The sequence below is a fragment of the Pseudomonas sp. GW456-12-10-14-LB2 genome, from assembly GCF_002884345.1.
GTDB classification, from domain to species: Bacteria; Pseudomonadota; Gammaproteobacteria; order Pseudomonadales; family Pseudomonadaceae; genus Aquipseudomonas; species Aquipseudomonas paraglycinae.
In genome coordinates this window covers 1-22,492 of record NZ_POHV01000038.1, presented here as the reverse complement: position 1 = coordinate 22,492, position 22,492 = coordinate 1, and the positions used below count along the sequence as shown (strand labels likewise).

General features: G+C 62.4%; 21 protein-coding genes. 16 read left to right on the top strand and 5 right to left on the bottom strand.

Annotated elements, in window-relative coordinates; all coding sequences use genetic code 11:
• The first annotated feature begins 26 nt into the window (after positions 1 to 26).
• Entirely contained in the window at positions 27 to 1,172 is a 1,146-nt protein-coding gene (locus C1X29_RS23005) for a sterol desaturase family protein (RefSeq protein WP_102718441.1), read from the top strand.
• Positions 1,169 to 2,245: an SMP-30/gluconolactonase/LRE family protein gene (locus C1X29_RS23000; protein ID WP_102718440.1), complete on the top strand. Its 1,077-nt coding sequence runs from the start codon at positions 1,169 to 1,171 to the stop codon at positions 2,243 to 2,245. The genes C1X29_RS23005 and C1X29_RS23000 overlap by 4 nt, the downstream gene beginning before the upstream one ends.
• Positions 2,246 to 2,260: 15 nt before the next feature.
• On the opposite strand, the gene C1X29_RS29475 is transcribed toward C1X29_RS23000, so the two are convergent.
• Entirely contained in the window at positions 2,261 to 2,431 is a 171-nt protein-coding gene (locus tag C1X29_RS29475) for a hypothetical protein (RefSeq protein ID WP_007959467.1), read from the bottom strand.
• Between the two features lie 109 nt (positions 2,432 to 2,540).
• Positions 2,541 to 2,783, bottom strand: a complete 243-nt coding sequence (locus C1X29_RS22995; protein WP_007959466.1) for a YdcH family protein — start codon at positions 2,781 to 2,783, stop codon at positions 2,541 to 2,543.
• Between the two features lie 205 nt (positions 2,784 to 2,988).
• Between C1X29_RS22995 and C1X29_RS22990 the strand changes: the two genes are divergently transcribed.
• The 7 genes from C1X29_RS22990 to C1X29_RS22960 all read left to right on the top strand — a co-directional run bounded on the left by C1X29_RS22990 (position 2,989) and on the right by C1X29_RS22960 (position 9,177).
• Positions 2,989 to 3,510 (top strand): DUF4142 domain-containing protein, encoded by a 522-nt coding sequence (locus tag C1X29_RS22990; RefSeq protein WP_085695913.1) that lies wholly within the window; start codon positions 2,989 to 2,991, stop codon positions 3,508 to 3,510.
• A 240-nt stretch (positions 3,511 to 3,750) separates the two neighbouring features.
• Positions 3,751 to 4,602 carry an STAS domain-containing protein gene (locus C1X29_RS22985; RefSeq protein ID WP_102718439.1) on the top strand — a complete coding sequence of 284 codons (852 nt, stop codon included), beginning with the start codon at positions 3,751 to 3,753 and terminating at the stop codon, positions 4,600 to 4,602.
• A 3-nt stretch (positions 4,603 to 4,605) separates the two neighbouring features.
• Entirely contained in the window at positions 4,606 to 4,968 is a 363-nt protein-coding gene (locus tag C1X29_RS22980) for an STAS domain-containing protein (RefSeq protein WP_011334518.1), read from the top strand.
• Positions 4,965 to 5,369, top strand: a complete 405-nt coding sequence (locus C1X29_RS22975; protein ID WP_039768856.1) for an anti-sigma regulatory factor — start codon at positions 4,965 to 4,967, stop codon at positions 5,367 to 5,369. The genes C1X29_RS22980 and C1X29_RS22975 overlap by 4 nt, the downstream gene beginning before the upstream one ends.
• Positions 5,366 to 6,376 (top strand): ATP-binding protein, encoded by a 1,011-nt coding sequence (locus tag C1X29_RS22970; protein ID WP_102718460.1) that lies wholly within the window; start codon positions 5,366 to 5,368, stop codon positions 6,374 to 6,376. The genes C1X29_RS22975 and C1X29_RS22970 overlap by 4 nt, the downstream gene beginning before the upstream one ends.
• Positions 6,369 to 7,244 (top strand): sensor histidine kinase KdpD, encoded by an 876-nt coding sequence (locus C1X29_RS22965; RefSeq protein ID WP_102718438.1) that lies wholly within the window; start codon positions 6,369 to 6,371, stop codon positions 7,242 to 7,244. Before C1X29_RS22970 ends, C1X29_RS22965 begins: the two co-directional genes overlap by 8 nt.
• The gene (locus C1X29_RS22960; RefSeq protein ID WP_102687603.1) at positions 7,234 to 9,177 is read left to right on the top strand and encodes a response regulator; all 1,944 of its coding nucleotides are present in this window, start codon (positions 7,234 to 7,236) and stop codon (positions 9,175 to 9,177) included. Before C1X29_RS22965 ends, C1X29_RS22960 begins: the two co-directional genes overlap by 11 nt.
• A gap of 51 nt (positions 9,178 to 9,228) precedes the next feature.
• Here C1X29_RS22960 and C1X29_RS22955 read toward each other — a convergent pair whose 3' ends face one another.
• From C1X29_RS22955 to C1X29_RS22945, 3 genes are all read right to left on the bottom strand, one after another.
• On the bottom strand, positions 9,229 to 11,862 hold the full coding sequence (locus C1X29_RS22955; protein ID WP_102718437.1) for an excinuclease ABC subunit UvrA: 2,634 nt from the start codon (positions 11,860 to 11,862) through the stop codon (positions 9,229 to 9,231).
• 28 nt (positions 11,863 to 11,890) lie between these two features.
• Entirely contained in the window at positions 11,891 to 14,002 is a 2,112-nt protein-coding gene (locus C1X29_RS22950) for a PAS domain-containing sensor histidine kinase (RefSeq protein WP_102687601.1), read from the bottom strand.
• A 132-nt stretch (positions 14,003 to 14,134) separates the two neighbouring features.
• Positions 14,135 to 14,824 (bottom strand): GntR family transcriptional regulator, encoded by a 690-nt coding sequence (locus tag C1X29_RS22945; RefSeq protein ID WP_102687600.1) that lies wholly within the window; start codon positions 14,822 to 14,824, stop codon positions 14,135 to 14,137.
• Positions 14,825 to 14,964: 140 nt separating this feature from the next.
• Here C1X29_RS22945 and C1X29_RS22940 point away from each other — a divergent pair, with 140 nt between their 5' ends.
• The 7 genes from C1X29_RS22940 (at position 14,965) to C1X29_RS22910 (ending at position 22,450) form a co-directional block, all read left to right on the top strand.
• Positions 14,965 to 16,050 (top strand): ABC transporter ATP-binding protein, encoded by a 1,086-nt coding sequence (locus C1X29_RS22940; RefSeq protein WP_102718436.1) that lies wholly within the window; start codon positions 14,965 to 14,967, stop codon positions 16,048 to 16,050.
• A gap of 1 nt (position 16,051) precedes the next feature.
• Positions 16,052 to 16,969: an ABC transporter permease gene (locus C1X29_RS22935; protein WP_102687599.1), complete on the top strand. Its 918-nt coding sequence runs from the start codon at positions 16,052 to 16,054 to the stop codon at positions 16,967 to 16,969.
• A complete protein-coding gene (locus C1X29_RS22930; RefSeq protein ID WP_007959453.1) occupies positions 16,966 to 17,754 on the top strand; it encodes an ABC transporter permease in 789 nt (262 codons plus the stop codon). The genes C1X29_RS22935 and C1X29_RS22930 overlap by 4 nt, the downstream gene beginning before the upstream one ends.
• An 18-nt stretch (positions 17,755 to 17,772) precedes the next feature.
• A complete protein-coding gene (locus C1X29_RS22925; protein ID WP_007959451.1) occupies positions 17,773 to 18,825 on the top strand; it encodes an extracellular solute-binding protein in 1,053 nt (350 codons plus the stop codon).
• A gap of 273 nt (positions 18,826 to 19,098) precedes the next feature.
• Positions 19,099 to 20,295: an amidohydrolase family protein gene (locus C1X29_RS22920; protein ID WP_102718435.1), complete on the top strand. Its 1,197-nt coding sequence runs from the start codon at positions 19,099 to 19,101 to the stop codon at positions 20,293 to 20,295.
• Complete coding sequence (locus C1X29_RS22915; RefSeq protein WP_102718434.1) at positions 20,292 to 21,779, top strand: amidohydrolase family protein; 1,488 nt, start codon at positions 20,292 to 20,294, stop codon at positions 21,777 to 21,779. Before C1X29_RS22920 ends, C1X29_RS22915 begins: the two co-directional genes overlap by 4 nt.
• A gap of 11 nt (positions 21,780 to 21,790) precedes the next feature.
• Positions 21,791 to 22,450, top strand: coding sequence for a flavin reductase family protein (locus tag C1X29_RS22910; protein ID WP_085745460.1), 660 nt, complete (start codon positions 21,791 to 21,793; stop codon positions 22,448 to 22,450).
• Positions 22,451 to 22,492 lie beyond the last annotated feature (42 nt).

The following is a 22,492-nucleotide window of genomic DNA, read 5'->3' as shown; positions in this document are numbered from 1 at the left end:
AACGACAATATCCGCAGGTGACCGCAGTGAGGCAGACCACCGAGGCTTTTCGCAGCCGCTACCGTGCGGCGATCCATCCCCGCTACAACCCGTGGCTGCACGGTGCGTTCGTGCTGCTGTTCGGCGTGCTGGCCATCGGCGCGTTCTGGAGCAGCGTGCACCAGGTGCAACCGCTGGAATGGCTGACCGTGCCGCTGACCCTGCTGTTCTTCAATTTCGGCGTGTACATGGTTCACCGCCACCTCGGCCATCATAAAAAGAGTTTCACGCGGATGTTCTACGCCCGACATGCCGGCGACCATCACAGCTTTTTCACCCCCGGCCACATGACCTACGACGGCGCCCGCGACTGGCGGGTGATTCTGTTCCCCGCCTGGCTGATCGTGCTGCACACGCTGGTGATCACCCTGCCTCTGTGGTGGCTGTTCGCGCAGTTCAACGGCAATGTGGCCGGGCTGTTCGGCGGCTGCATGGTGTTCGGTTACCTGACCTATGAAGTGTTTCACGCCTGCGAACATCTGCCGCCGCAGAACCCGCTGACCCGCCTGCCGTGGATCCGCCAGATGCGCCGTCTGCACGAGCTGCATCACCGTCGCGAGCGCATGCAGGAGCGCAATTTCAATATCGTTTTTCCGCTGATGGACTACCTGTTCGGCACCCTCTACTGGGAGCCGGAAACCGCCCCTCTGACCGATTCGAGAACGCCCATGACCCGCATGCAGCACACCGTCGACATTGCCGGCGATCCGATCGCCGTCCTCGCCTACGCCGCCACCGTCAGTCGCTGGCCGGAGTGGCATCCGTCTTCACTGAAGATCGACGGCCCCAGCGGTGCGCTACATGCCGGTGCGCGATTCGACGAGGACATTCACGCTGGCGGGCGTGAGGGGCATTTGCGCTGGGAGGTCACCGAATACCTGCCGGGCCGGCGCTGGTGTGCCCGGGCCCAAAGTGATCAGGGTCTGTCGTTGCGGCTGACCTATGAATGCTCGGCGCACAACGATGCCACTCGGTTTGTACGAACCCTCGATTATCAGTTCGAGGGCATTGGCCTGCGCATTGCCAACCACTTGCTGCTCAAGCGTCGCATCGAGCGCGAATCGGCGGCTTCGATGCTGGCCCTGCGTGACATGGCGACCCGGCACCTCGCTCTCGCGGGAGCCCACGTGTGAGATGGCGTTATCTGCTGTTGCTGCTGATTGTCGGCGTTCTGGCCTTCTTGTTGTTGATGCCGACCAAGGTCGAGCCCGTGGCCTGGACACCGCAACCGGCGCCCTCGCTGACCGAAGGCCAGTACGCTGACAACCAGCGACTCAAGGGCGCGGCACAAGTTGGCCCAAGTGACATCGAAGGCCCGGAAGCGCTGCTGCTGGAAAACGACTTTCTGATCACCGGGCTGCACGACGGACGCCTGCTGCGCACCAGCCTCGACGGTCAGCAGCGCAAGGTGCTGGCGGATACCGGCGGCCGGCCGCTGGGGCTGGCGCGGCATCCCAACGGTTTGCTGGTGATCGCCGACGGGGTCAAGGGTTTGCTGTCGCTCGATGCGCAGGGTCAACTGGTGGCGCTGACCACCGAAGCCAATGGCCTGCCGTTCGGGTTTACCGATGACGTGGCCATCGACAAGTCCGGGCATTACGCCTACTTCAGCGATGCCACGAGTCGCTGGGGTTACGGCCACGATGGCGAAGCGATCATCGAGCATGGCGGCGACGGACGCCTGCTGCGTTATGACTTCCAGACCGGCAAGACCGTCGTGCTGCTCGACAAACTGGAATTCGCAAACGGCGTGACGCTCGGCCCCGATGACGCCTATGTGCTGGTCAACGAAACCGGCGCCTACCGCATCAGCCGCTATTGGCTGACCGGGCCCAAGGCCGGCACCCATGACCTGTTCATCGACAACCTGCCGGGGCTACCGGACAACCTCGCGTTCAACGGCCGGGACCGTTTCTGGGTGGCGCTGTACACACCGCGCAATCCGCTGCTGGATCGCACGGCTGAACTCCCGTTCGTACGCAAGATGATCGTGCGGGCCATGACTGTACTGCCCAAACCGGTGGAGAAGCGCGGGTTCGTGCTGGGCCTGGATCTGGACGGCAAAGTGATCGCCAATCTGCAGGATGCCAGCGCCGGCAATTACTCGCCGATCACCACGGTGCGCGAGTATGGCGAGTGGTTGTATTTCGGCTCGTTGAAGGCGACGCACATGGCGCGGCTGCCTCTCGAGGCAGCCTTGAAGTGAGGCGATGGCAGCCGGTCAGTTACTGGATCGATCGAACTTGTCCGGATCCTCATCCTCCGGCACTTCCTCGCTCTTGCGTTCCTCTTCAGGATTACGGACGGTGTGCGCCGGACTGTTCGGCTCGGGATGGGTGGGTACCGGGTCGAATGCACCCTGCTCTTCACTGGGGAATTTTGGATCTTTCATAAGGCACCTCGTTGAGAGTCGCAATGTGAAGACTCTGAACATTCGAGGTGCCGGTCGGGGCTGTCGTTCCAGTCGTTTCACCAGCGAGGGCCGGTGGCGCGACTGACGGTCAGGTTCGAGCCTGCAACTGCTCGACGATCTTGTCCTTGACCTGCAGGCGTTTCTCTTTGAGTTTCTTCAGGGTGTCGTCGCTCGGCGCATCCGAGGTCGCCGTCTCGGCCTTGACGACTTCGGCGTCCGCCTGGGAATACTTGTTGATCAGTGCATCCAGATGTGGATCCGCGGTGCGTCGTTGCTGGATCTCTTCCTTTGTCAGTTTCAAGTCCTGTAACAAATCATGGGTCACCGGCATGGAACACCTCCGTCAGTTGATCGGTAGCCAACGCGACCGATTGCGCTGGCCAAGTATCAGAATGGCCTCGGTTGACCGGTTCTGTCGACCTCCTGTCAGACCAGCGGTGCCCGTTCGTCGCCCTTTCGCAAATGCGATAAAACCTTTGGTCGGCGAAATCCCTCCATTGAATAACGCTCACAAAAACCTGCGTGGAGAAACACCAATGGACGGATTCAAACTGCGTCATCTTTTTCTGGCCGTTGCGTTGAGCACAGGCATGGGCTCGGCCTTCGCTGCCACCGACAACGACTTCGTCGACAACGCTGCTGCCGGCGGCATCGCCGAGATCGAAACCAGTCGCCTGGCGCTGGAGAAGAGTCAGTCGGCCGACATCAAGGCCTTCGCCAACATGATGATCACCGACCACGGCAAAGCCAACGATGAACTGGCGACGATTGCCAAGGCCAACGACATCGAAGTGCCGGATACCACGACGCTGGTCAAACAGGCCAAGGAAAAAATCCTCGACATGCGCGATGAGTCGTTCGATGCCGCCTATGCCAACAATCAGGTGAAGGCCCACGAAGAAACCATCGAGCTGTTCAAGAAACAAGCCAACACCGTGACCGATGACAAGGTCAAAGGCGCCACCGAACTCAAAGCCTTTGCGCAGAAAATGCTGCCCGGTCTGGAAAAACACCTGGCCGCCGCCAAAGAGCTACAGGCCAAACACCCCAGCAAGTAACCGCCAGGTACTCAAAGAGGCCGCCTCCATTGGACGCGGCCTCTTTGCGTTGGGGCCTTGTTGCAGGCAAAAGATCAGCATTTCCGGCCACGCCGACTAGAGTTACCGGTGCATTGCTTGCGGCAGATCAAAAATATCCTCGCGGGAACGAACAACTATTTCGAACGGCCAGGGTCATTCACTTCGCGCCGGTCATTTTCCGAAGAACCGGCCCCCAATTCGCAATGGAGCAACAGGCACATGGCAGCACTGCAGAACAGCACACTCGATGCGATGAAAAACAAACAGGCACAACTGCTGGGCGAATGGATCAACGGGCTGCAAGCCAGCGGTGCTACCCGCAACATCAAAGAACACGACATACAGCAACAAACCAGCGAATTCCTGCAACTGGTGGTCAGCGGCCTGGAAAACGACAGCGGCACCAACATCGCCGCGCCGGGCTGGGAAGGCATGCGCCAGTTCCTCGAAAAACTCTCCCACAGCCGGGCCCAGCTCGGTCAGGATTCGCAGCAGACTGCCAGCTTCATTTTCTCGCTCAAGGGCCCGCTGTTCGCCCTGCTGCAAAACCATTATCAGGACCAGCCCGCCCTGCTCGCCGAACAGCTTTGGGAAATCTCCGAACTGTTCGATGCTTTCGGCCTGTACACCATCCGCACCTTCCAGAAATCCCGTGAAGCAGTGATCAAGCGCCAGCAGGAAGAACTGCTGGAGCTGTCGACCCCGGTGGTCAAACTGTGGGATGGCGTGCTCGCGCTGCCGATGATCGGCACCCTCGATTCGCAACGCACCCAAGTGGTGATGGAATCGCTGCTGCAACGCATCGTCGACACCGGTTCGGAAATCGCCATCATCGACATCACCGGCGTGCCGACCGTCGACACGCTGGTGGCCCAGCACCTGCTCAAGACCGTGACCGCGATCCGCCTGATGGGCGCCGATTGCATCATCAGCGGCGTGCGTCCGCAGATTGCCCAGACCATCGTCCATCTGGGCCTGGATCTGCAGGGTGTGGTCACCAAAGCCAATCTGGCCGACGCACTGAAGCTGGCCCTGACCCGTCTGGGCATCACCCTCACCAAGACGGTCTGAACAATGGAACGTATCCCGATTCTTCAGATGGGTGACTTCCTGCTGGTGACCATCCAGGTCGACATGCACGACCAGCTCGCCCTCACCCTGCAGGACGATCTGTCCGAGCGCATCAGCAAAACCTCGGCGCGCGGGGTGTTGATCGACATCTCGGCGCTGGACATGGTCGATTCGTTCATCGGCCGGATGATCGGCACCATTTCCGGCCTGTCGAAAATCATGGATGCCGAAACCATGCTGGTCGGCATGCAGCCGGCGGTCGCCATTACCCTGGTCGAGCTCGGTCTGTACCTGCCGGGCGTCAGCACCGCGCTGAACGTCGAGCGCGGAATGAAACTGCTGCAGGAACGAGTACGCCAGCAATGACCGTGCGCAGCAGCGGTACTCAACCGATCAACATCGAGCAGGACGTGGTGCTGGCCCGGCAACAGGCGCGAAAGCTGGCCACCGAGTGCGGCATGCGCCTGATCGACCTGACCAAACTGGTGACCGCCGTCAGTGAGCTGGCGCGCAACACCATGGTGTATGGCGGTGGCGGAGACATGGACTGGCAGATCCTCGATGACAACCACAAGGTCGGCCTGCGCCTGACCTTTCGCGATGAAGGCCCGGGCATTCCCGACATCAAACTGGCGATGACCGACGGCTGGACCTCCGGCAGCGGTCTGGGCCTGGGCCTGACCGGGGCCAAGCGGCTGGTGGACGAATTCGAACTGGACACCGAGCCCGGCAAAGGCACTCGCATAACGATCACCCGATGGACATGAACATTAGCGGGACATTGACCCAGGTGTTGGTGATCGAGGACAGCAGCCAGATCGGCCATGCCCGGCGTACGGCGCAACGTCTGGCCGAGCAACACGGTTTTGGCGAAAGCGACGCAGGCCGTGTGGCGCTGGTGGCCACGGAGCTGGCAAGCAATGTGCTCAAGCATGCCGGGCGCGGGGAATTGCACCTGCGTCTGCTGCCGCGTCAGGGTGACGACGGTATCGAGATGATTGCGGTCGACCGTGCCCAGGGGTTTGATCTGGACGCGTGTCTGGCGGACGGCTTTTCCACCGGTGGCACTCAGGGCATCGGCCTCGGTGCAGTGGCACGCCAGGCGGATGTCTTCGATGTTTTTGCCGATCATCGCGGCGCGGTGCTGCTGGCTCGTTTATACCCGCGCAGCGACCGGCAGGTGGATATGCCGTATGGTGTCAGCCAACACTCGCTGCACAACGACCCGGCCTGCGGTGATGTCTGGCATCTGGCGATCCACGGCGCTGACGTCAGTGCTCTGGTGGTCGACGGTCTGGGCCATGGCGAGGACGCCGAGCGTGCGGCCCGCGCCGGTGAAAAGGCCTTTGCCTTGAATCCGTTCGGTGCGCCGACGCTGCTGATGGAAGACATGCACCGCGAGATGATCGGGAGCCGGGGCGGCGCGGTGGCATTCGCGCAGTTTCACGCCGGCCGTGCCAATCTGTCGTTCACCGGTGTCGGCAACATCGGTGCCAGCCTGATCGCCTCCGACAAGTCGCGCGGACTGGCCTCGCATCCCGGAATCGTCGGCGGCCAATACCGGAAAGCCCAGCCCTTTGACTATGCTCACGTGAACGGACATCTATTGATCATGTACAGCGATGGCTTGCAGTCCCGTTGGAATCTACAAGACTACCCCGGTCTGGTGCATCGCCATCCCGCCGTGATAGCCACCGTCCTGCACCGCGATTTCTGTCGTGGGCGCGACGATGTAACGGTGCTGGTCGTTGCCCTGGAGGCCGCCCATGGCTGAGTCCCCGACACTGAGCAATGCCGAACAGGCTGCGTTGATCGCCCAGTTGCAGAGCGAAACGGCGGCACTGCGCGAAGAACTCGACGAAACCAATCAGGGCGTACTCGCGCTGTACGCCGAACTCGACACCCAGGCCGAACAACTGCGCCAGGCGTCCGACCTGAAAAGCCGCTTTCTGTCGTACATGAGCCACGAGTTCCGCACCCCGCTGGGCTCGATCCTGAGCATCAACAGCCTGCTGGCCGACGAACTCGACGGCCCGCTGAGCCCCGAGCAGCACAAGCAGGTGGCCTTCGTCAGCAGCGCCGCCCGGGAACTCAGCGACATGGTCGATGACCTGCTCGACCTGGCGAAGATCGAGGCCGGACGCATCAGCATTTCTCCGGCGTGGTTCGACATGTTCGATCTGTTCGCCGCACTTCGGGGGATGTTCCGGCCGATTGTCGACGCCACGGCGGTGGACCTGATTTTCGAGGAACCGGTGGGTTTGCCGCGCCTCTTCACCGATGACAAGAAGCTGGCGCAGATTCTGCGCAACTTCATTTCCAACTCGCTGAAATTCACCACCCGTGGCGAAGTCCGGGTCTCGGCACGCCTGGAAGGTCAGGACAAAGTGCGATTTGCGGTCAGCGACACCGGCATCGGTATCGCCCCCGAGCTGCACGGCACCTTGTTCGAAGACTTTTCTCAGGTCGACTCACCGCTGCAAAAACGCCTGCGCGGCACCGGCCTGGGCTTGTCGCTGTGCAAGCGCTTCGCCGAATTGCTCGGTGGCCAGGTCGGTGTCGAAAGTACGCCGGGCGTGGGTTCAAGCTTTTTCGTGATCATTCCGTTGGCGATTGCTGAGGAGAACGTCGATGAAACATGACATCCGTCTGTTGATCGTCGATGACAACGTTGCCACCCGCTACGCCTTGCGCCGACGCCTGGAGCGCCACGGTTACGAAGTGCTCGAGGCCGGTACCGGCGGCGAGGGGCTGACCCTGATCGCCAGTCAGTCGCTCGATGCGCTGATCCTCGACGTCAACCTGCCGGACATGAGCGGGTTCGACATCGTGCGTAAACTGCGCGCCGACCCGGGCACCGCCCTGCTCCCGGTGATCCACGTGTCAGCGGCGTCGATCCAGACCGGCGACATCATCACCGGCCTCGATGCCGGGGCCGATGCGTATCTGATTCACCCGGTCGATCCCGATGTGCTGCTGGCGACTTTGCGCACCCTGCTGCGGGTGCGCGACACGGAGAATGCCTTGCGCGAAAGCGAGGCGCGTTTTCGGGAGATCTTCGTCAACATCTCCGCGCCCATCGCGGTGCTCGACGCCGACCTGAAAGTCCACGAGTGCAACCAAGCCTTCTCGCAACTGATCCAGGACAACCGCGACCCGCAGACCCTCAGTGAATGCTTCGCCGAGGATCAAAGCGCGATCCTTGACGAGCTACGCTTGCGACTGGTGGACGGCGAACGCTGGAAAGGCACACTGAACATGCGTGTGCAGGGCGAGATCCGCGAAACCCAGTGGCAGATATCACCGTACCGCACGCCAGAGCTCAGCCTGGTGTTCGTCGAAGACGTCACCGAACACCGCCATCGTGAACGCTCGCACCTTGCGCGACTGGACGACACCACCACACAACTGGCCAAGGAAGTCGCCGATCGGGTACGCGCCGAATCGCAGCTGCTGCAAGTGCAGAAAATGGATGCGCTGGGCAAACTCACCGGCGGCATCGCCCATGACTTCAACAACTTGCTGACCGGGATCATCACCAGCCTCGAACTGATCCAGAAACGCGTCGCCGATGCGCGCCCGGACAAAGTCCAGTTCTACGCCGAAGCGGCTCTGAGTTCGGCGATGAGCGCGGCCTCGCTCACCCATCGCCTGCTGGCTTTTGCCCGCCAGCAACCGCTCGACACACGCCCGGTGGATATCAACGACCACGTGCGTTCGCTGGAAGATTTGCTGGTGCGCACCATCGGCGAACGCATCGCCCTCAAGCTCGAAATGACCACCAAACCTGCCATCGCGCTGGTCGATCCGATCCAGCTCGAAAGCGCAGTGCTCAATCTGGTGATCAATGCCCGGGACGCATTGCCACGGGGCGGCAATATCTGGGTCAGCACGTACGCGGCGTATTCCCACGGCGACCCGAACCTCGCCGATGGATCCTACGTGGCGCTATCGGTGCGCGATGACGGTACCGGCATCGAGCACAGCGTCATCGATAAGGTGTTCGAGCCGTTTTTCACCACCAAACCGCTGGGCCAGGGCACCGGGCTGGGGCTGTCGACGATCTACGGTTTCGCCCGCCAGTCCGGCGGTGATGCGCACATCCGCAGCGTGGCGCGGCGCGGCACCGAAGTGACGATCATGCTGCCGGCCACCAGTGATCCGAGCGCTGTCGATGTGGCCCCGGTGGTCATTGATCCGCTAGGCGCGGGCGAACATGTGTTGATCGTCGAAGACATGCCGGCCGTGCGGCTGTTCGTCACCGAGGTGCTGGAAGACGCCGGTTACCGCTGCACCCAGGTCGGCGACATCGAAACCGCGCTGGAGCGCTTGCAGAACGACCCGTCGATCAACCTGCTGCTGACCGACGTCGGTCTGCCGCGCATGACCGGCCGCGAACTGGCCGACGTTGCCCGGGGCTGGCGAGAAGGGTTGCCGATTCTGTTCATGACCGGTTACGCGGAAACGGCGATCAATCGCCAGGTGTTCCTCGGGGCCGGCATGGACATGCTGGTCAAGCCCTTCCAGATCAGTCATTTGCTGGACAAGGTACGCCGCACGCTCGACGGCACCTGACACACCGCCATCGCGGGCAAGCCCGCGATGGCGGTGTGTCAGGCGACTCAGTTATCGGTTCAAGGCACGGGCAAGAAACGGCGCAGTCCGGCTCTTCTTGCTCGCCGCCACTTTCTGCGGCGTCCCGGCCACGACGATCTTGCCGCCCTGATCCCCCGCACCCGGGCCGATGTCGATCACCCAGTCACTCTGCGCCACCACGCGCATTTCATGCTCGACCACGATCACCGTGTGCCCCGCCGTCACCAGCGCATCCAGCTGCTCCAGCAAGCGGTCAACGTCGCGCGGGTGCAACCCGGTGGTCGGTTCATCCAGCACATACAACGTCGCGCCACGCTGGCTGCGTTGCAGCTCGGTGGCCAGCTTGATCCGTTGGGCTTCGCCGCCGGACAGTTCGGTCGCCGGTTGCCCGAGGCGCAGATAACCGAGTCCGATATCACGCAGCACCTCCAGCGAACGGCGGATCGCCGGTTGCTCGGCAAACACCATCACTGCTTCGTCCACCGTCAGCTGCAGCACCTGCGCGATGCTCAAGCCCTGCCAAAGGATGGCCAGGGTCTCGGGGTTGTAACGCGCGCCATGGCAGGTCGGGCACGGCGCATAAACGCTGGGCATGAACAACAACTCGACACTGACAAACCCCTCGCCTTCGCAGGTCGGGCAGCGACCCTTGGCGACGTTGAAGGAAAACTGCCCGGCGTCGTAACCCGCCGCTTTCGCCTCGTCGGTCGCGGCGAACAACTTGCGCACGTTGTCGAATAGCCCGGTGTAGGTCGCCAGATTCGAACGCGGGGTGCGGCCGATGGGTTTCTGATCAACCTGCACCAGACGCTTGATCGACTCCAGCCCGGCGCTGACCTGGCCGGTACTGGCAGTCGGGGTATCGTCTTCCAGGTTGAGTTCTTCCGGCTCGGCGTCACTGACGCTGCGCCCGAGCTGCGCGCCGACCAGTTCCAGCAGCGCCTGGCTGACCAGACTGGATTTGCCCGAACCGGAAACACCGGTGACCGAGGTGAAACAGCCCAGGGGAAATTCGGCGCTGAGGTTATTCAGGTTGTTGCGGGTGACGCCGTCGAGCTTCAGCCAGCCCGATGGTTTGCGCGCAGTGCGGGTCGAACGTTGCTGTTCGGCGAACAGATAGGCGCGGGTCTGCGAGTCCGCGATCGCGGCCAGCCCCGGCGGCGGGCCGCTGTAGAGAATCTGCCCGCCCTTTTCACCGGCCGCCGGGCCGACGTCGATCAGCCAGTCGGCGCGGCGCATGGTGTCCAGATCGTGCTCGACCACAAACACGCTGTTGCCGTCGGCCTTCAGACGCTGCAACGCTTCGAACAGGGCCTCGCCGTCGGCCGGGTGCAGGCCGGCGGAAGGTTCGTCGAGCACGTAGATCACACCGAACAATTGCGAGCCCAGTTGGGTGGCCAGCCGCAGTCGCTGCAACTCGCCGGACGACAGGGTCGGCGTGCTGCGCTCCAGCGCCAGATATCCGAGCCCGAGATCGGTCAGGGTGCTGACCCGGTCCAGCAAGTCCTCGGCAATGCGCTGCGCGGCCAGGCGTTTTTCCAGCGACAGGTTCGGCGTATGGCGCACGTCCGGCGCGTTGGCGTGGCCGCTGGCGCCATGGGCCACGCGCTGCTGGCGGGCTTCGCGGGTCTGGCTGTGGGACAGGGTTTCGCCGGCTTCATCGGCGTGTTCCAGCCAGCTCGGGTCCGCCACCGGTTTCAAGACTTCGGCGACTTGCAGCAACGGCATGCGCGACAACTCGCCGATGTCATGCCCGGCAAACGTTACCGACAACGCCTCGCGCTTGAGGCGCTTGCCATCGCACAACGGGCACAGGCTGCCGAGCATGAATTGCGACACGCGCTTCTTCATCAGCGCACTTTGCGAATGGGTGAAGGTGTGCAGGATGTAGCGCCGGGCGCCGGTGAAGGTGCCTTGATAACTCGGCTCCATCTTGCGCTTGAGGGCGACGCGGGTCTCTTCCGGCGTCAGCCCGGCGTACACCGGAACGGTCGGTGTTTCCTCGGTGAAGAGGATCCAGTCACGCTGTTTTTTCGGCAGCTTGCGCCAGGGAATATCGACGTCGATGCCCATGGTCACCAGGATGTCGCGCAGGTTCTGTCCCTGCCAGGCCAGCGGCCAGGAGGCCACGGCGCGCTGGCGGATGGTCAGATTCGGATCGGGCACCATCAGCGCTTCGGTGACTTCGTACACCCGCCCCAATCCATGGCACTGCGGGCAGGCGCCTTGCGGCGTATTCGGTGAGAAGTCCTCGGCGTAGAGCATCGGCTGCCCCGGCGGATAGCTGCCGGCGCGCGAGTACAGCATGCGGATCAGGCTCGACAGCGTGGTCACGCTGCCCACCGACGAGCGCGTGCTCGGCGTGCCGCGCTGTTGCTGCAGGGCCACGGCTGGTGGCAGGCCTTCGATGGAATCGACGTCCGGCACGCCGACCTGATCGATCAGCCGCCGCGCATAGGGCGCCACCGATTCGAAATAGCGCCGCTGGGCTTCGGCATACAGCGTTGAAAACGCCAGCGACGACTTGCCCGAACCCGACACCCCGGTGAACACCACCAGTGCATCGCGAGGAATGTCGACGTCCACGTTCTTCAGATTGTGTTCACGGGCACCGCGCACGCGAACCATGCCGGCGGCAGAACTGGAATTGCGTCTGGAAGTCATCGGCCAGCCTTGGTCAGGGGATTGGAGCTCAGGTGCTGAGCACGGAACGGATCATCTGCAGCAGTGCTTCGGGGCCATAGGGTTTGCCGAGCAAATGGGTGTCGGGGCTGAGCTGGTGGTTGCGCGAGATGATGTCGCGCGTGTGCCCCGAGGTGAACAGCACGGCCACCGGCGGCACTTGCACCTTGGCCCACGCCGCCAGATCGGAGCTCTTGATAAGACCGGGCATGACCACGTCGGTGAAGATCAGGTCGACCCGAGCGCCTTCCATCAACATCTGCATGGCCGCGTCACCATTGCCCGCCGTCAGCACGCGGTAGCCTTCTTCGCGCAACAGCTCGACCGCCGAGGTGCGCACCGCTTCGTTGTCCTCGACCACCAGGATCGTCTCGTGACCACCCGCCTGCTGATGATTGACGCTCGGCGAGTCATCGAGCACGGGGCGCAGGCTGCGCGGGAAATACAACTGCACTCGCGTGCCCTGGCCCACCTGGCTGTCGATCTCGACATGCCCGCCGCTCTGTTTGACGAAGCCGAACACCATGCTCAAGCCGAGGCCCGTGCCCTGGCCGTCGGCCTTGGTGGTGAAGAACGGTTCGAACACCTGCTCGAGTATGTGCGGGGCAATGCCGACGCCGCTGTCACTGACCGAAACCCGGACGAAATCCCCCGGCACGATGCCCTTGCCCGAGCAGAACGCCCGATCCAGTGAGAGATTCGAGGCACCGAGCACAATGGTGCCCTCGCCCTTCATGGCGTCCCGGGCATTGATCGCCAGGTTGAGAATGGCGTTTTCCAGTTGATTGCGGTCGACGTTGATGTGCCACGGATCTTCCGGCAGCTGCACGTCGATCTGAATGGTTTCGCCCAGGGCTCGTTGCAGCAACTCGCCGACGCCTTCGAAGATCTGCCGGGGATTGCACACCGCCGGCGACAGCGGCTGACGCCGGGCAAACGCGAGCAGTTGCGAAGACAGCTTGGCGCCACGTTCCACCGCCGCCAGCGAGGCGCTGACCCGGCGCTGGACGTTGGCGTTGTTCGGTTCATGTCGCGCCAGCAGGTGCAGGTTGCCGGCGATCACTTGCAGCAGGTTGTTGAAGTCGTGAGCCACGCCGCCGGTGAGGCCGCCGATGGATTCGAGTTTCTGCGACTGGCGCAGTTGCTCTTCGGCGGAGAGACGCGCGCCGACTTCATCAGCCACCCGTTGTTCGAGATTGCGGGTGAATTTGAGCAGGGACTCTTCGGCGATCTTGCGCTCGTGGATGTCGATCAGCACGCCGGGAAAACGGAACGGCTGTCCCTGCTCGTCGAACTCGCAGCAACCGCTGGCCAGCACCCAGAGGAAACTGCCATCAGCGCGTATCACGCGGTATTCGGCGTTGTACGGCTCGCCGGTGCGCACCGCATTCTCGACGCATTCCTGCACCCAACTGCGGTCGTCGGGATGAATGTGCGCCTCGGTAACGTGCTGCGGCAGGTTGGTCAGGTCCTGATCCGGCGGAAAGGAAAATGTGCGGGCAAATCGCTCATCGGCCGACAGCACATTGTTTCTGACGTCCCAGACAAACGAGCCAAGCAGTGCCCCGGCATTGAGCGCCAGGCGCACCCGTTCGTTGTCGGCGCGGTAGGCATCTTCGGCAGCCTGACGCAAGCGTTCGGACAGCACCAGTTCAGTGGTTTCCACCACCATCGCCATGACGCCCGAAGGCACACCGGCATCGTTGGCCACCGGGCTGTAATACAAATCGAGCCAGACATCCTCGGGTACGCCATCGCGCAGCAACACCAGGACCTTATTGCGATATTCCAGGGTGCCGCCGGCCAGACAGGTGTCGACCACATGGCGATTGAAGTCAGCGACCTCCGGCCAGCCCAGTTCTACCGGCACCCCCAGCAGATACGGATGCCGGCCACCGGCAAATCGGGAATAGGCATCGTTGTAGATCATGTAACCGGCATGGCCCCAGAGCATGACCATCGGCAGCGGCGAAGCCAGCATCAGCTGGACCGTGCTGCACAGGCTGGCCGGCCAGGTTTCGAGGGGGCCCAGATCCGTGCCGCTCCAGTCGAACGCACGGATCCGCCCGGCCATCTCGCCTTGCCAGCCGTCACACCCATGGCTATCGGATAAAAACTGCATTGGCTGCTTCAACGCCTTGTGGTGGGTCCGGTTCTATCGCTGCGCGTTCAAACGCCGCGCCCGTCTGTTTCGAGCGCGCCGGGCAGCGATGGTTTCATTAGAGGTATAGCCGATTTCACCTGGGCTCGATGCTCAGACCTCGATCAGGTGCTTGAGCGGATGGTAGCCGCTCTTCATCTTTGCAGCGACGTCGAGGATCGCCTTCTGGATGCCGTCCAGGTGCATGCAGGTCAGCTCGATCGCGGCGCTCTGATTGCCGGCCTCGATGTACTCGATCAGCCGCAGGTGCTCGTCGTCGCGGCAAGCTTCGTGGCTGTCGTCATCCAGCGCGGCGGCGTACAGCGAGGCACGGGAAATCAGCTTCTGGAACCAGTCGAGCAACACCGGATTGTTCAGGCTGCGGGCCAGTTTGATGTGGAACTCACCGAGCAGGTGAATCAGCCGCTCGTGATCGCCCGCTTCGTGGGCTTCGTCTTCCAGCAGCAAGTGATCGCGCAAGTCCTGCATCACTGCAGAGTCCTTGCGCCGGCACAGTTCGGTGACGATGCCGATCTCGATCAGGCGGCGGGTTTCGAACAGCGAACGGATCTCTTCATCGCTGGGGAGCGACACCGACGCACCTTTATTGGGCTCGGTGGTGACCAGTCCGTCGGCCTCCAATTGCTTGAGCGCCGCCCGAACCGACGTGCGGCTGACATTGAACAATTCCGCCAGCGACGCCTCGCCCAGCTTCATCCCCGGACGCAGCGAACGCTTGCTGATCGCCTCGTAAACCCCTTGGTAGACGCGGTCGACCGTGGTTTCCGTTTTTTTCTCGGTCATTCAAAAACTCCTTCAATGCTGGCAACGCTGCCCGACGAACGACTCAGTCAGGGAAATGGGGGGTTGCGCAAGCAGATTAATCCGGGTATTTCTAAATTGCATTCAGATATTGCATACAATAATTAGAGGATTGCACCATTATGGGTCAACCAATAGCCATTGAAGTGCGTAACGTATCCAAGCGGTATTCTGATGATTCAGGCCTGGCGCCGGCCCTCGATAACGTCTCGGTGAACATCGCCGACAACGAATTCTTCACTCTCCTCGGCCCCTCGGGCTGCGGCAAGACCACCCTGCTGCGCACCATTGCCGGTTTCGAACACGTCAGCGACGGCGAGATCCGTCTGGCGGGCGAAACGGTCAATCACCTGCCGCCGTTCAAGCGTCGGGTCAACACGGTGTTCCAGAGTTACGCGCTGTTTCCGCACATGAGTGTCGCGCAGAATATCGCCTTCGGCCTCGAGATGCAGGGTCTTGATCGCAAGACGATTCCGGGACGGGTCGACGAAATGCTCGCGCTGGTGCAGATGGAGCACCTGGCCGGGCGCAAACCGGCGGAATTATCCGGCGGCCAGCAACAGCGCGTCGCTCTGGCCCGGGCCCTGGCGCCTAAGCCGAAAGTGCTGTTGCTCGACGAGCCGCTGTCGGCGCTGGATCTGAAGCTGCGCAAGGAAATGCAGGTCGAACTCAAGCGCGTGCAGCAGGAAGCCGGGATCACCTTCATCTTCGTCACCCACGATCAGGAAGAAGCCCTGACCCTGTCCGACCGGATCGCGGTGATGTCCGCCGGCAAGATCCTGCAGATCGGCACCCCGACCGACATCTATGAACGACCGCAGCACCGCTTCGTCGCCCAGTTCATCGGCGACATCAATTTCCTCCCCGGCGAACTCAAGCGCGGCGAACACAACGAAAACATCTTCGTGCCCAACGGCATGCCGGTGGAAATCCCCTGCCCGCCACAGGGCGTGAATGGCAACAGCGTGCAACTGGCATTTCGGCCCGAGCGCTCGCAACTGGTCACAGCGGATCAGCCGCATCATCTTCGCGGTGTGATCGAGGCGGTTCTGTATGTCGGCACCGCGACGCTGTACCAGTGCCGCTTGAACAACGACATCAAAGTCATGCTGCGGGAAAACAACGAAGGGCTGAACCGTGGTCGTGCAGTCGGCGAGCCCGTGGCGGTGCATTTACCGCCCCAAGCCTGCCTATTGATGGAGGCCTGAGATGAGCGTCAGCAGCACGTCCCCCTCCCTCAACCGCGCGCTGTTGCTCAGCCCGGTGGTGTTGACCCTGCTCGCCCTGATCGCCATTCCGCTGGGGATCATGGGTTACATCAGCCTGCTGCCGCGCAACACCTACGGCGGCGTTGACTGGCAGGCCCAATGGCAACTGCAGAGTTACGTGCAGCTGTTTTTCCAGGAAGGTTTCGACGGCGAACTGGAGCTGAACTGGGTCTACGCCCAGGCGCTGTTGCGCTCGGTGTTCCAGGCCAGTGGCACCACGGTGCTGTGCTTTCTGTTCGGATTTCCGGTGGCGCTGTGGATGTCGAGCCTGACTCCGCGCCGACGCAATCTGATGGTGTTGCTCATCACCATTCCGTTCTGGACCAACCTGCTGATCCGCAACTACGCGTGGCTGATCATCCTGCGCGAACAGGGCTGGGTCGCCCAGAGCCTCAACGCGCTGTTTCCGAGCGCCGGTGGCATCACCCTGCTCTACAACGACTTCGCGGTCAGCGTCGGTCTGGTCTACAGCTTTCTGCCGTTCATGATCCTGCCGATCTACTCGACCCTGGAAAAACTCGACTGGCGTCTGGTGGAAGCCGCCTATGACCTGGGCGCCAACCGCTGGCATGCGCTGCGCCGGATCATCCTGCCGCTGTCAATGCCCGGGGTGATTGCCGGCGCGTTGCTGGTGTTCGTGCCGAGCCTCGGCGCCTTCATCACCCCGGCGATCCTTGGCGGCGGCAAGACCCTGATGATCGGCAACCTGATCCAGCAGCAATTCGGCACCGCGCGCAACTGGCCGCTGGGCAGTTCGCTGTCGTTCCTGTTGCTGGGGATTCTGCTGTTGTCGCTGGTGCTCTACGCCCTCTACAGCCGTAGCACGGCGAAAACCCTGAACCGGGGAGCGAAAGCATGATCTCTCTGCACCTGAAAAAACTCCCGGCGACCCGGGAAATCAGCCTGCTGATCCTCGCCTACCTGTACGTGCCGATCCTGGTGTTGATCGCCTACAGCTTCAACGCCAACCGCTCGGCGACGGTGTGGACCGAGTTCTCGTTCGCCTGGTACGGACGGATCCTGGCCAACCCGTCGATCCAGACGGCGGCGCTGAACTCGATCATCGTCGCGACCATCGCCACAGTCTGCGCCACGACCATTGCACTGCTAGCAGCCCTGGCGACTTACCGGCCGTTCTACGGACAGAAAATGGTCGAGGGCGGGATCAACCTGCCGCTGATCCTGCCGGAGATCGTCACCGCCGTGGCCACCCTGCTGCTGTTCATGGCGCTGGGGATCAAGCTCGGGCTGATGACGGTGATCGTCGCGCACATCGGCTTCTGCATTCCGTTCGCCTACCTGCCGATCCGCGCACGGCTCAACGATCTGGACAAGAGCCTGCTGGAAGCCGCCAACGATCTGTACGCCAACCCGTGGCAGGTGTTCCGCCGCGTGACCTTGCCGCTGCTGTGGCCGGCGGTGTTGTCCGGTTCGGTGCTGGCGTTCGTGGTCAGCCTCGACGATTTCATCATGACCTTCTTCGTCGCCGGGCCCGGTTCGACCACGTTGCCGGTGTACATCTTCTCGGCGATCAAGGCCGGGGTAACGCCCGAGATCAACGCGATTTCGACCCTGATGCTGGTGATTTCCATCGTGCTGGTGGTGCTGGCCTTCTGGCTCGGCCAACGCGGCAAACAACAATAAACCTGGAGCGCTCTGTTCATGAAAACCAAAAGCATGCGTTTGGCAATTTCCGGTCTGGCCCTGAGTTGTTTCACCGCGTTCAGCGCCCACGCGGCCGAGCCCAAGCAATTGTTCTTCTACAACTGGACCGATTACTACCCGGTGGACCTGCTGGCCAAGTTCGAAAAGGAGACAGGGATCAAGGTCACCATGGACGGCTATGACAGCAACGAAACCCTGCTCGCCAAGTTGCAGGCCGGCGGCGCGGCGTATGACGTGATCGTGCCGTCGCAGTCGATCATGCAGACGCTGATCAAGCAGGATCTGCTGCTGGAAATCGACGCCCCGAGCCTGAACAACTTCCAGTACGTCAAAGGCCCGTTCCGCGACCCGAGCTTCGACCCGGGCCGCAAGTTTTCGGCGCCGTATCTGTGGGGCACCACCGGATTTTCCTATGACAGCGCCCGCGTACCCGGCGGCAAGCTCGACGACTCGTGGAAAGAATTCTTCGAACCGCGCAAGGAACTGCAAGGCCAGCTCGCCGCCCTCGACACTTCCAGCAGCGTGATCAACGCCGCCAGCCATTACCTGAACGTCGACGAATGCACGGAAAACCCGCAGGACGCCAAGCGCATCCTCGAGCTGCTGCAAAAACAGAAACCGTTTTTGAAGATGTACAGCTCCGACAACACCGTCGACCGCATGGCCTCGGGCGAAGTGATCATGATGCAGAACTGGAACGGCTCGACGGCCCGCGCCACGTTGCAGAAGAGCACGATCAAATACGTGTACCCGAAAGAAGGCCTGGCAATGTTCCAGGACAACTTCGCCGTACCGAAAAGCGCGCCGCATCCGGGGAACGCGAAGATCTTCATCGACTGGATGATGAAGCCCGAGAACGCGGCGGCCGTGTCCAACGCGATTGCCTATGCCAACGGGATTCAGAGCGATCAGTTGCTGGATGCGAAATGGAAGGTCATGGACGCGATCAACATGCCCGAGGAATACGCCTCGCGGCTGCGGCCGGAGAAGGAATGCAGCAACAAGGCGCGAGAGCTGCAGGATCGGATCTGGTCGAAGCTTAAGGGTTGATCATGGATCGCTGGTTTATCTGAACGCCCAACTCCCGGATCGGCCTGGAAGCCCCCTCACCCTAGCCCTCTCCCGGAGGGAGAGGGGACTGACCGAGTTGTCTTGCGCTGTCCGCCGACCTGAAAGACCTGGTCGATTATGGATTCAGAGCCGTTCATTCAGGTCGGCGTAGCTCTTCAATATCCCCCATTCGGTCCCCTCTCCCTCCGGGCGGTCCGACGTTTCGGGAGGGCTAGGGTGAGGGAAAAAATTTCAAAGAACACCGAGGTTCCCATGTCCCACCCCCGCTGGCTCAGAAACATCCGCCCCTACGGCGCCCCCGCCGAAGACCTGCTGATCGAAAACGGCAAGTTCACCCAACGCCGCCCGGCCTCCAGCACCCCGCTGGCCGCCACCGACATCGACGGCCAGAACCAGCTCCTGACCGCGCCGCTGGTGGAAAGCCACGTCCACCTCGACAAGACCCTGTACGGCCAACCCTGGCGCCCGAACAGCGCCGGCCCGACGCTCAAGGACTACATCAGCAACGAGCGCCGCGTCCTGCGTGAAGTCAAAGCGCCGATCGCCGAACGCGCCGGCGCGCTGCTGGAAAACTGCATCGCCCGGGGTTCGCTGACCATGCGTTGCCACGTCGACATCGACCCGGAATTCGGCCTGCGCCACGTCGAGGCCATGCAACAACTGCGCGAAACCTACAACGACCTGATCGACCTGCAACTGGTGGTGTTCCCGCAAACCGGCCTGATCAGCCGCCCCGGCACCGCCGAACTGATGCGCGAAGCCATGGCCCTGGGCGTGGAAAACGTCGGCGGGCTCGACCCGTGCGGCATCGACAACGACCCGATCGCGCAACTGGACTTCGTGTTCAAACTGGCCAGCGAGTTCCAGCGTGGCGTCGACATTCACCTGCACGACAAAGGAGAACTGGGCCTGTGGCAGATCGCCCGGATCGCCGATTACACCGAGCGTTTCAACCTGCAGAACCGGGTGATGATCAGCCACGCCTATTGCCTGGGCATGTTGCCGTGGAGCCAGGTCAAACCGGTCGCCGAACGCCTCGCCGCGCTGGGGATTTCGCTGATGAGTTCGGCACCGGCCGATTGCGCGGTTCCACCGTTTCTGGCGCTGCGTGAGGCCGGGGTCAACGTGTGCCTGGGCTCCGACGGTATTCGTGATGCGTGGTCGCCGATGGGCAATGGCGACATGCTGGAACGGGCGATGCTGCTGGCGTTCCGTTTCGACCTGGGCAAGGACGATGAACTGGCGGCGGCGTTCGACGCCGCGACGGTGAACGGTGCGCGCGCATTGGGGATCGAGGATTACGGCTTCGCCATCGGCAAGCCTGCGGATTTTCTGCTGATGCCGGTCGAAACCCTCGGTGAAGCCGTGGTTTCGCGCCCTGTGCGCCAGGTCTATCGCGGCGGCGAACTGATCGCCAGCGGCGGTCGTCTGCTGGGCAGCCGTCTGTGAAACGGATCGGCCTGAAGGCCGGTTGCGTGGTCGGCTTCGACGGCACGCAGCATGTGCTGTGGCGTGACGGTGAAGTGGTGTTCGCCGGCTCGCGCATCGAGTTTGTCGGGCGCGGTTACCAAGGGCCGGTGGATCAGTGGATCGACTACGGCAATGCGCTGATCGGACCCGGTTTCATCGACCTCGACGCCCTCGGCGATCTCGACTCCACGGTACTGACCCTGGACAACGGCGACGAGCGCGCGATGGGCCGGATGTGGTCGGCGGAGTATCTGGCGGCCGGCCCGCGTGAGTCGTTCAGCCCCGAAGAAGAAGTCTTCAAGTACCGCTACGCCTTCACCCAGTTGATCCGCAACGGCATCACCACGGCGATGCCGATCACCTCGATGTACTACCGCGAATGGGCGGAGACCTACGACGAGTTCGCGGCTGTGGCCGATGTGGCGGGCGAGCTGGGCCTGCGCACGTACCTCGGCCCCTGCTACATGAGCGGCATGAGTTACTGGCGCGCCGACGGCACCCTCGCCCACCACTGGGATGAGGCTCGGGGCCTGGCGGGACTGGATGCGGCCGAACGGTTTTTCAAGGATTTCGATGGTGCGCATGCCGGGCTGATTCGCGGTGCGCTGCTGCCGGATCGCATCCAGACCTGCACCCCGGCGCTGCTTAAGCGCACGTCCGCATTGAGTCGCGAGCTGAACGCGCCGATGCGTTTGCACTGCTGTCAGGCGCTGGGTGAGGTGGCGATGGTCGAACAGTTGCGCGGCACTACGCCGCTGGGCTGGTTGCAGCAGCTGGACTTGCTCAACCCGCGCAGCCTGTTGCCCCACGGCATCTACACCTCGGGCGATGACGATCTGCAACGGGTCATCGACGGCGGCGCCAGTCTGGTGCACTGCCCACTGGTGTTCGCCCGCGATGGCGAAGCACTGAATTCGTTCGGCCGCTATGGCGCCAAAGGCATCAACTTCGCCCTCGGCACCGACACCTGGCCGGCGGATTTGCTGGCCAACATGCGCCACGGTCTGAACATCGCCCGCTTGATGGAGGGCGGCTCGGCACTGACCAGCAGCCTCGATCTGTACAACGCCGCGACCCTCGGCGGCGCCAAGGCATTGGGCCGCGACGACCTCGGTCGCCTGGCCCCCGGCGCCAAAGCGGATATCACCGTTTTCAACCTGCGCGGTCTGCACCTGGGCCCGCTGTTCGATCCACTGAAAAACCTGCTGCTGGCCGGGCACGGCGACGACTGCATCGCCAGTTTCATCGACGGTCGCTGCGTGATGCACGACGGTCAGGTCAACGGCGTCGACTACCCCACTCTGCAACGCCAGGCCCAGCGCCAATACGAAAAACTGATGCGCAGCCACAGCGACCGGGCCTTTGGCCGACCGGACTGGAAAACCCTGTTCCAACCGGCCATTCCGTTCGCCGACGACTACAGCGCCGAAGCGCCGTTGAGCGCCATCGATCCACTTCTTTAGAGAACACTGCCATGCACAGCTTCGACTTCAGCCAACTGAGTCCACGGGAAAAATACAAGATTCTGATCGGCAGCGTGGTCCCGCGCCCGATTGCACTGGTCACCACCATCGACGCCGAAGGCCGGGTCAACGCCGCGCCGTTCAGCTTCTTCAATGCGCTGTCGGCGGACCCGCCCATTCTCGCGCTCGGCGTCGAGAACTACGGCGATCAGAGCCCGAAGGACACCACGCGCAATATCCAGATGAATCAGGAATTCACCGTCAACATCGTCAGCGATGCCTTGGTGGAAGCCATGAACGTCTGCGCCGTGCCGTTCGCGCCGGGCTTCGATGAGTTGACCGCAGCAGGGCTGACAGCGATTCCCGGCACCTCGGTCAAATGCCCGCGAATCGGCGAAGCACCCGTGGCGCTGGAATGTCGGCGGATGATGGCGCTGAACATCGGTCAGTCACGGGAGATCATTTTTGGCGAAGTGTTGATGGCGCATGTGCGCGATGAGTTGATCGATCCGAAAACCCTGTACATCGATCAGTTGGGGCTGGATGCGATCGGGCGCATGGGCGGCCATGGTTATGCGCGGACCCGGGATTACTTCGATTTGCCGACCCGCTCGTTGCAAGCGTGGACGGAAGCGCCGGGGGGTGGCGAGCGGTTCTGGCCCGCCAAATAAAAAAACGGCCCACCGAGGTGGGCCGCCGTGGGGGGGGGTTGG

Excerpts from the sequence above, each read along its gene's own strand:
- C1X29_RS29475 (WP_007959467.1), bottom strand. The coding sequence starts at position 2,431 with ATGAAAGATCCAAAATTCCCCAGTGAAGAGCAGGGTGCATTCGACCCG.
- C1X29_RS22995 (WP_007959466.1), bottom strand. The coding sequence starts at position 2,783 with ATGCCGGTGACCCATGATTTGTTACAGGACTTGAAACTGACAAAGGAA.
- C1X29_RS22990 (WP_085695913.1), top strand. The coding sequence starts at position 2,989 with ATGGACGGATTCAAACTGCGTCATCTTTTTCTGGCCGTTGCGTTGAGC.
- C1X29_RS22985 (WP_102718439.1), top strand. The coding sequence starts at position 3,751 with ATGGCAGCACTGCAGAACAGCACACTCGATGCGATGAAAAACAAACAG.
- C1X29_RS22980 (WP_011334518.1), top strand. The coding sequence starts at position 4,606 with ATGGAACGTATCCCGATTCTTCAGATGGGTGACTTCCTGCTGGTGACC.
- C1X29_RS22975 (WP_039768856.1), top strand. The coding sequence starts at position 4,965 with ATGACCGTGCGCAGCAGCGGTACTCAACCGATCAACATCGAGCAGGAC.
- C1X29_RS22970 (WP_102718460.1), top strand. The coding sequence starts at position 5,366 with ATGAACATTAGCGGGACATTGACCCAGGTGTTGGTGATCGAGGACAGC.
- C1X29_RS22965 (WP_102718438.1), top strand. The coding sequence starts at position 6,369 with ATGGCTGAGTCCCCGACACTGAGCAATGCCGAACAGGCTGCGTTGATC.
- C1X29_RS22960 (WP_102687603.1), top strand. The coding sequence starts at position 7,234 with ATGAAACATGACATCCGTCTGTTGATCGTCGATGACAACGTTGCCACC.
- C1X29_RS22955 (WP_102718437.1), bottom strand. The coding sequence starts at position 11,862 with ATGACTTCCAGACGCAATTCCAGTTCTGCCGCCGGCATGGTTCGCGTG.
- C1X29_RS22950 (WP_102687601.1), bottom strand. The coding sequence starts at position 14,002 with ATGCAGTTTTTATCCGATAGCCATGGGTGTGACGGCTGGCAAGGCGAG.
- C1X29_RS22945 (WP_102687600.1), bottom strand. The coding sequence starts at position 14,824 with ATGACCGAGAAAAAAACGGAAACCACGGTCGACCGCGTCTACCAAGGG.
- C1X29_RS22940 (WP_102718436.1), top strand. The coding sequence starts at position 14,965 with ATGGGTCAACCAATAGCCATTGAAGTGCGTAACGTATCCAAGCGGTAT.
- C1X29_RS22935 (WP_102687599.1), top strand. The coding sequence starts at position 16,052 with ATGAGCGTCAGCAGCACGTCCCCCTCCCTCAACCGCGCGCTGTTGCTC.
- C1X29_RS22930 (WP_007959453.1), top strand. The coding sequence starts at position 16,966 with ATGATCTCTCTGCACCTGAAAAAACTCCCGGCGACCCGGGAAATCAGC.
- C1X29_RS22925 (WP_007959451.1), top strand. The coding sequence starts at position 17,773 with ATGAAAACCAAAAGCATGCGTTTGGCAATTTCCGGTCTGGCCCTGAGT.
- C1X29_RS22920 (WP_102718435.1), top strand. The coding sequence starts at position 19,099 with ATGTCCCACCCCCGCTGGCTCAGAAACATCCGCCCCTACGGCGCCCCC.
- C1X29_RS22910 (WP_085745460.1), top strand. The coding sequence starts at position 21,791 with ATGCACAGCTTCGACTTCAGCCAACTGAGTCCACGGGAAAAATACAAG.